Raw genomic sequence first — 6,939 nt, 5'->3', positions numbered from 1 at the left:
ACCGGAGCAACCCATATCCTTTGCTGGATGAACATGGGTAGCCTATCCCAAGAACTGGTCCTTGATTCCATGGAGCGGTTCGCCCGCGGCGTCATGCCGCACTTGCTTTAAGCAGAAAGGGCTTAGTGCCCGGAGCTTTCCAATACAGCGAGGGCGACCCGGCAGCAGAGGGTGTCCTGCTCGGCCCGAGTACCTCCGGCCACTCCGATGGCGCCGACGATGGCAACTCCGTCGACAATGACGATACCGCCACCCGCAGGCGTGATGCGACCGCGGTGGGAGACAATGAGGCTTCGAAGCCAGGCTTGCCGCGCTTGGGGTACCAACTCCGCTGTGTGAACGTGAAAGACGGCTGACGTGTAGGCCTTATTGAAGGCAAGCTCTGCCGTCCTGGGCTCGGCCCCGTCCATCCGCCCGACGGCGATGGGACAGCCGGCTTCATCCACAACCGCAACCGTCACAGCGACCCCCTCCCTTCCCGCGTAAGCCTGCGCGGCATTGACCATTTCCCATGCCATCTCCACCGGAACCGGACCAACATCCGGTTTGTTTTTGCGAAAGAAGCTGGCGTTGACCTCCAGTGAGTGCTTGTGCTCGGTCGGTAGGTCGCAATCAATGAAGATGGCGTCCACGGGACAGACGATTTCGCACTGCTCGCAATCGATACACACCTCAGGGTCGATATAGTGCTGCGGCGCCCCGGGAGTGGTATGGATGCAGGCTACCGGGCAAACATCGACGCAGGCGCCATCGTTAGTGCAGAGTTCGGTGATGACGTAAGTCAATCGCCTCTCCTCGCTGGCGTTGGGAATTGCAGATTGAAAACCGCAGATCGCAAATCCATATATGCCATTTGAGATTTGCCATTTCCAATCCCGCAGGGCTAGCCGTCCGCTATCAGTGGTAAATCGGTGCGAATGACCTTCTCCACATGAATATGGGTCCCGTATTTTTTAGTCGTCAGTCTCCCGTCGGAGTTGACCGTCCCCACCTGTCAAGCCATTTATAAATCTAACCCTAGCGGGATTCGTTGCGTCATTACAAAATCTAACCGAAGTCCTCTCGCATCTGTCGTTTCATGTCCTGTTGTTGGCGCTGTAGTTTCTTGCTGAAGGTCCAATCTCTCCACGGCGTTTGTTTCAGCGGTGGCCTTTCCCGCGGTGCTCTGTCTGCATGGCTGGCCAGCTTGTAGAGTTGCTCCAGTTGCTGATCGATGCAGCCGGAGAGCTCGAAGGGGTCGGTTGTCTTAAGCGTGTGAGCCAGTGCTGCCAGCTTTTTGCGATCTCCCTTTCGGGACTCCACAACCCGCTCGAACGGGGTGCGGGGCGTGTCATAACGGCGAATGAGTCGGGAGCCTTTGCGGATTTTGCATTGCAGCTTCATCGAGGGCTGGAACAGATTCTGGAAGATCCTAAGCTTCTCATAGAGCTGGTTGGCGGCCTCTAGGGCCTTTGCGGTGTCATAGCGATCCCAGCCCATAAGCTTCCTGACATGGGTCCAGTTCTTCTGCTCGATGTGGGCATTGTCGTCCTTTTTGTAGGGACGCGAGCGGGTGAACTGGATAGTGCGGCCAGCTGGGCGTTGTTGACAGAAGGCAAGAAGGTGGTTGTTGATGAACTCGCTGCCGTTGTCGGAGTCGATCCCCTTGAGGGGGAAAGGGAGCTGGTGTTCGATCTCGGTGACCGCATTCAAGATACCCAAGGCGCTCTTACCCATGACCGCCTTGCGCTTCACCGAGCAGGTGGCAATGTCGACGCAGTCCAGGGTGTGGAGAAATTCCCCAACCGCTGAGGCCCCTGAGTGTGACACCAGGTCGATCTCGAGATAGCCTGGCCGGTTCACATCCCAATGATTGGTTTTAATGGGGATCACCTGCTTGAGCAGTGATCCGGGTCGAGTGGTGCCATAGAGTCGCCGTTTCACGATGTGCTTGGTTGCCCTCAGGCGCCGATCCATCTGACGGGCACTGATGGCCAGTAGCTGGGCCTCTATCGATTGGGTCAGCTCAAAGTGTTGCTTTATCCAGGGCAGCCAGTGCACAAGAGCGGCCTTCAGACGTTGGGAGCACAGATACCCCGAGGACTGCCACACCTTTGCCAAAATCCTTACCATCGCCTGACTGTAGGTAGGAGAGCGAGATAGAGTCCGTTTGCGTGCGGCTACTTCCGGCACGGGCCGGTTTAAAAGCCAGATGGCATATTTACGATTGTAGCCGCAAACCTTGCAGAATTCCTCTAGGATCATCCCCTTCTCCGCCCGTGGTGCGCGCTGGTACGGTTTATAGATGGATCGTAAATACTCCCGCATGGATCGTCGTGCCATTGTGAACCCTTCCATTGTTGCCCTCCTTGAGCTCCATAATGAGCCCTTGGAGGGTTAGAATCACAAATGGCGCAACGAATGGTCTTAGGGTTAGATTATACACGGCGCAATACGAGGGCTTGACAATTTCGCTAGATCAGGATAGGCATGTCTTTTTTAGTGTTCTAGTTGGAGCACGATATTAATCCGCATACGAGTAAATCAGCAAGCGCGGACCCAAACGCGCGGAAGGGGAGTGCACAATGAAGAATATGAGGATATTCCTGCTGGGCTTGGCGGTTGTAGTCGCGTCGGCGCTTACCGCTATAATAGCGATTCCTGCACAGGCAGAAACAATCACATTGAGGCTGGCGACCTATGACCCCAATACCTCCACGACTGTATCGGGCGTGCCGATCTTCCAGAAGGTCGTGGAGGAAAAATCCAAAGGTCGGCTGAAAATTGACTGGGTGGGCGGACCGGAGGTAACCGGTTCGAAGGAGCAGCCAGCCGCTGTCAAGAGAGGCGTGCTGGATCTCAGCGTAGCCTGGGCCTATGTGCTACACGTTCCTGCATACAATGCAGCTCATCTTTCCCTTCTCAATCCCCTCGAGGAGAGGAAGAGCGGATTCTACGACCTCGTCGTGGGTGAGTTTGAAAAAAAGGGCTTTCGCTATCTCGGACGGATGCACTTTGGCTCTCCTTTTGCCATAGTCACGACCCGAAAGGCAGAGAAGCCAGCGGACCTCAAGGGCCTGGGATTCCGGACCTCCGGAATTTACGAACCGATTATAGATCTTGTGGGAGGCGTAAAAGTGAGGGTTTCGAACACAGAGGTCTACACGGCCCTTCAACAAGGCCTGATTCAATCGAGGCCGGCACCGATGGCAACTGTCGTAGCATTCAAGCTTTACGAAGTGCTCAAGTACTGGGTGGGCCCCGCCTTCTTTCCCGCGGGGAATACAATTCTTGCCATGAACCTCCGTAAATTTAATAGCCTGCCCGCAGACCTGCAGAAGGTGCTGGTGGATGCCGCGGAAGAGACAGAGCGTCAATTGATCCCGCTCAAACGGCGGGAGCTTGATGAAGCCTGGCGAGAGGCGCAGACAGGTGGTATGAAGCGAATACTCTGGCCTAAGGACGTAAGCCAGCGCTTCTTTAACGATGTCATGGACCTGTCCTGGAAGAGGGTTAAGAAAAGAGTCGGAGAAGACCTGATTAAAAAAATGCGGCCGCTGATGGTCAAGTAGAGCGCCATGAGAGAAGCTCGAGCTAAGCTGAATCCTTCACTTACGAGGGGGGAATCGCTAAGGTCCCCCCGTTCTGCGATCAAGAGGGTCCAGAAGCCCTCACCGGGTTGGTCGTCGCCTTGGTGCTCATCCACGGAAGGTTCTCCCGTTGTGAAGTTCACTTCATGACGACGATTTCCCCCCTGGAGTTTCACTACCGCCCGCTTAATGGCACGCTCGGCGGACATTTCGGTACCGAGCTGGGCCTTGTCTTGGACCAGTTTGGCCCCGTAGAGCAGGTCCCTCTCTATCCAGGGAATTCGCATGCGCCATCCTGCCTCCGTGGACATCCTGGGGCACGACCTTGATGACCGCAATTCGCCAAGTGCTGTTACCCTAGGGTGTAAGTTGAGGCGTGCCGCAACGTGCCGGCTGAACAGGCAAGTCAAGAAGAGATAAACGCGGTGAGGGGCAAATTGGCGAAGCTGGGTATTGCTTGGGATAAATGCCTAGACGCATTATTCGTGGTCTCGGCAGCGGCGGTGGTGTCGGCCACATTGCTCACCCTCTCCGATATCGTCAGCCGGCAGTTTTTTGGTTCTGCGCAGGGGTGGGCTATAGAGATATCCGAATACTCTCTCGTCTACATGGCTTTTTTTGGTGCGGCCTGGCTCTTACGAGAGGAGGGCCACATCAAGGTGGAAATCATCGTTGAGTTGTTGAACGCAAGGCACCAAGCACTGATGGGGGTGGCCACATCCTCAGTCGGAGTCGTTGTCACTGCCACGCTCGCCTATTTCGGCTCCGTAACTACAATAGAAGAGTACCTAGCTGGCACGGTTCGTACCGAGAGTCCCATCAAACCGTTCTTGTATCCCCTCCTGCTCCCGATACCCGTTGGGGCTGCAGCGCTTTGCATTCAATTCCTGCGCAGGACGACCACGTACTTCAATCAATGGAAAATGGGGAAAGCCGGCTAGCCGGCGGAAAACCGAGACGGGCAATAGTGAGTTCACGTTCTTCACCTGACGACCCACAAGCCCTCTGGACAGGCTGCGCCACGCTCATTCTCGGCGAGAATTTCTAAACAGGACCTAAGTATAAGTTAACGGTGGAAATCCCATGGAATGGCCTAGCCTACTCTTGATATTCTTCGCCAGCCTCATAACCTTGCTGATGACCGGCTTTCCCATCGCCTTCGTTTTCATGCTGCTTACCATGGGAGGCGCTCTTACCTTATGGGGAGGAGGCCCAGGCATGGAGTTGGTCGTGATTAACATACAAACCGCCGTATCCAGCTTCACGCTGCTCGCTATTGTGGAATTTACCCTGATGGGTATGGTCATCTTCCATTCGGGCATGGGGACTACCTTGCTCAGGGTTCTCGGTGAATGGCTAGGAGCAGTCCCCGGGAGGTTAGCTATACTCGGCATTGCGTTCGCCACCTTGTTTGCCACCATGAGCGGTTCGTCCCTGGCCAGCTCAACCGTAATGGCAACTGTGCTATGTCCCGAAATGGAAAGGCAAGGTTACAAGAAGCCCATGAGTATTGGGCCTATTTTGGGGGGAGGTGGGCTGGCCATGATGATCCCCCCCAGCGGACTCGCCATCGTTCTGGCAGCTATAGCCAAGATATCGGTAACCAAGATCCTAATCGGCGCTGCCATTCCGGGGCTCATGCTTGCCGCGCTGTATATGATCTATATTATTACAAGATCTGCTATTCAAAAAGATATTGCCCCCGCGTACGCCGTGGAACGTCCCCCTTTTTCTCGCAAAATCTATGACACAGTCGTCTATGTGCTGCCCCTTGGGCTTATTGTTTTTCTTACCCTCGGGCTCATTTTCTTAGGAGTGGCAACTCCATCCCAGTCCGCAGTCACGGGGGCTCTGGGTTCCTTTCTGCTGGCCGGTTTTTACAGAAAGCTGGACTGGAGCCTTGTGAAGATTTCCCTGCGGGGCACCGTCAGGATTGCCGTAATGATTCTTATGATCTTCGCCTCTTCCGCTACGTTCAGCCAGATCCTGGCTTTCGCAGGGATTACCAGGGGTCTCAGCGGCTTTGTCGCCGGTCTTCCAGTTCCCCCGATCATGGTTATAGTTGGGATGATGATCGTTGTGCTCATACTGGGAGCCATTATGGAGGTCGTTACGATATTCATGGTTACCATTCCCATTTTTATGCCGGTTGTTGAGGCACTGGGCTTTGATCCTATCTGGTTTGGGCTCTTGATGCTTCTCAATGCTGAGATGGCATTGACTACGCCGCCCTTCGGTACCAGCTTATTCGCGGTGAAAGCAGCAGCACCAGCTGGTACAACTATGCGGGATGTGTATTTAGCTGCGTTGCCCTTCCTTGGTTGTGACCTTGTGGTCTTGATAATCTTAATCGTATTTCCCGGAGTTGCTTTGTGGCTACCAAACCTACTGTGATCACAGCCTATCTTGCCTTATTCGCTGATTATTGATGTCTGAAAATATAGCGGCGTCCACACATTGCTGGTGAAGCTTCTCGTTGTTGGGTAAAAGAAGGGAGATGATGATAATTTAAGTTGCTTCGCAGGGGTAATCAATGCGCCTTCAGGCTATCTCAGCTGGAAAAGGTGTGGTGAATAACCACTTCGACGGATTCGTCCATAGTGTTTTTCATCATGCCTGTAACATTACCATCAACGATCAATCTCTTATCACCCTGCTGTCATCAAGCTTGCACAATGCTCCTCAGGGTCTTCGCCTCGATACACCTTCGGATTTCACCTTTGAGGACTATCTCGAGTTGGGTCAGCCAGTCGGTTGCCGAGCAAATATTCTTAGATTTTGCGGGTCACCTCTTTCCATTGATCTACGCTCTGCCCGACCATGGCGCTCCAATCTATCGGCAGTGCAGATCGACTTAGAGAAACCCGGTGCTTTTGGTGCCCTGAGGGTGGTGTGGGAGGAACTTCGGTGTCATTGCCGCAACCATGGGCTTACAGCCATCCTAACTAAGGGTTCCATCCTGGAGGAAAATCAACTCCCGTTGTCTGGCACGAAAATACTCGTTCAAACTGCGAGGAAATGCTTTCCGAAGCTGTTATATGCTACTGGTAAGAAGCAGGTGGACAAAGCCGCTTCTGCTTTAAAGCCCTTAATAGGACTGGGTCCTGGCCTTACCCCTTCCGGCGATGATTTCATCGTCGGTTACCTGGCTGGTCTATGGAGCACTGCAGGAGTGGAGCGATCAAGAAGGAGTTTTTTATCATCGATAGGGATTTGGCTTGCCAATTCCTTGAACGAAACCAACGAGATCAGCCGCACCTATATCAACTATGCGATTGAAGGAGAGGTTTCCGAACCCCTGGCGGTCCTGGCGAGGAGAATAGCTCAAGGCAGGGACTCGAATTGCATAAAAGAATCCACAGAGGCAGCG

Annotated in this window: 6 protein-coding genes; 4 read left to right on the top strand and 2 right to left on the bottom strand. The window is 53.9% G+C overall.

Features of this window, described 5'->3' with window-relative positions:
* Positions 1 to 122 precede the first annotated feature (122 nt).
* Positions 123 to 785: a heme-binding protein gene (locus tag O6929_11255; GenBank protein MCZ6480965.1), complete on the bottom strand. Its 663-nt coding sequence runs from the start codon at positions 783 to 785 to the stop codon at positions 123 to 125.
* 262 nt (positions 786 to 1,047) lie between these two features.
* Positions 1,048 to 2,337 carry an integrase gene (locus tag O6929_11250; GenBank protein ID MCZ6480964.1) on the bottom strand — a complete coding sequence of 430 codons (1,290 nt, stop codon included), beginning with the start codon at positions 2,335 to 2,337 and terminating at the stop codon, positions 1,048 to 1,050.
* 227 nt (positions 2,338 to 2,564) lie between these two features.
* On the opposite strand from O6929_11250, the gene dctP reads away from it, so the two are divergent.
* From dctP to O6929_11230, 4 genes are all read left to right on the top strand, one after another.
* On the top strand, positions 2,565 to 3,551 hold the full coding sequence (gene dctP, locus O6929_11245; GenBank protein MCZ6480963.1) for a TRAP transporter substrate-binding protein DctP: 987 nt from the start codon (positions 2,565 to 2,567) through the stop codon (positions 3,549 to 3,551).
* Between the two features lie 455 nt (positions 3,552 to 4,006).
* Entirely contained in the window at positions 4,007 to 4,510 is a 504-nt protein-coding gene (locus O6929_11240; GenBank protein MCZ6480962.1) for a TRAP transporter small permease, read from the top strand.
* A 142-nt stretch (positions 4,511 to 4,652) separates the two neighbouring features.
* Complete coding sequence (locus O6929_11235; protein ID MCZ6480961.1) at positions 4,653 to 5,963, top strand: TRAP transporter large permease subunit; 1,311 nt, start codon at positions 4,653 to 4,655, stop codon at positions 5,961 to 5,963.
* Positions 5,964 to 6,102: 139 nt separating this feature from the next.
* Positions 6,103 to 6,939 (top strand): DUF2877 domain-containing protein (locus O6929_11230; protein MCZ6480960.1); only part of this gene is annotated, 837 nt, incomplete at its 3' end.

The sequence above is a fragment of the Candidatus Methylomirabilota bacterium genome, assembly GCA_027293415.1.
Classification (GTDB): domain Bacteria; phylum Methylomirabilota; class Methylomirabilia; order Methylomirabilales; family CSP1-5; genus CSP1-5.
This window is presented reverse-complemented; position numbering and strand designations above follow the sequence as displayed.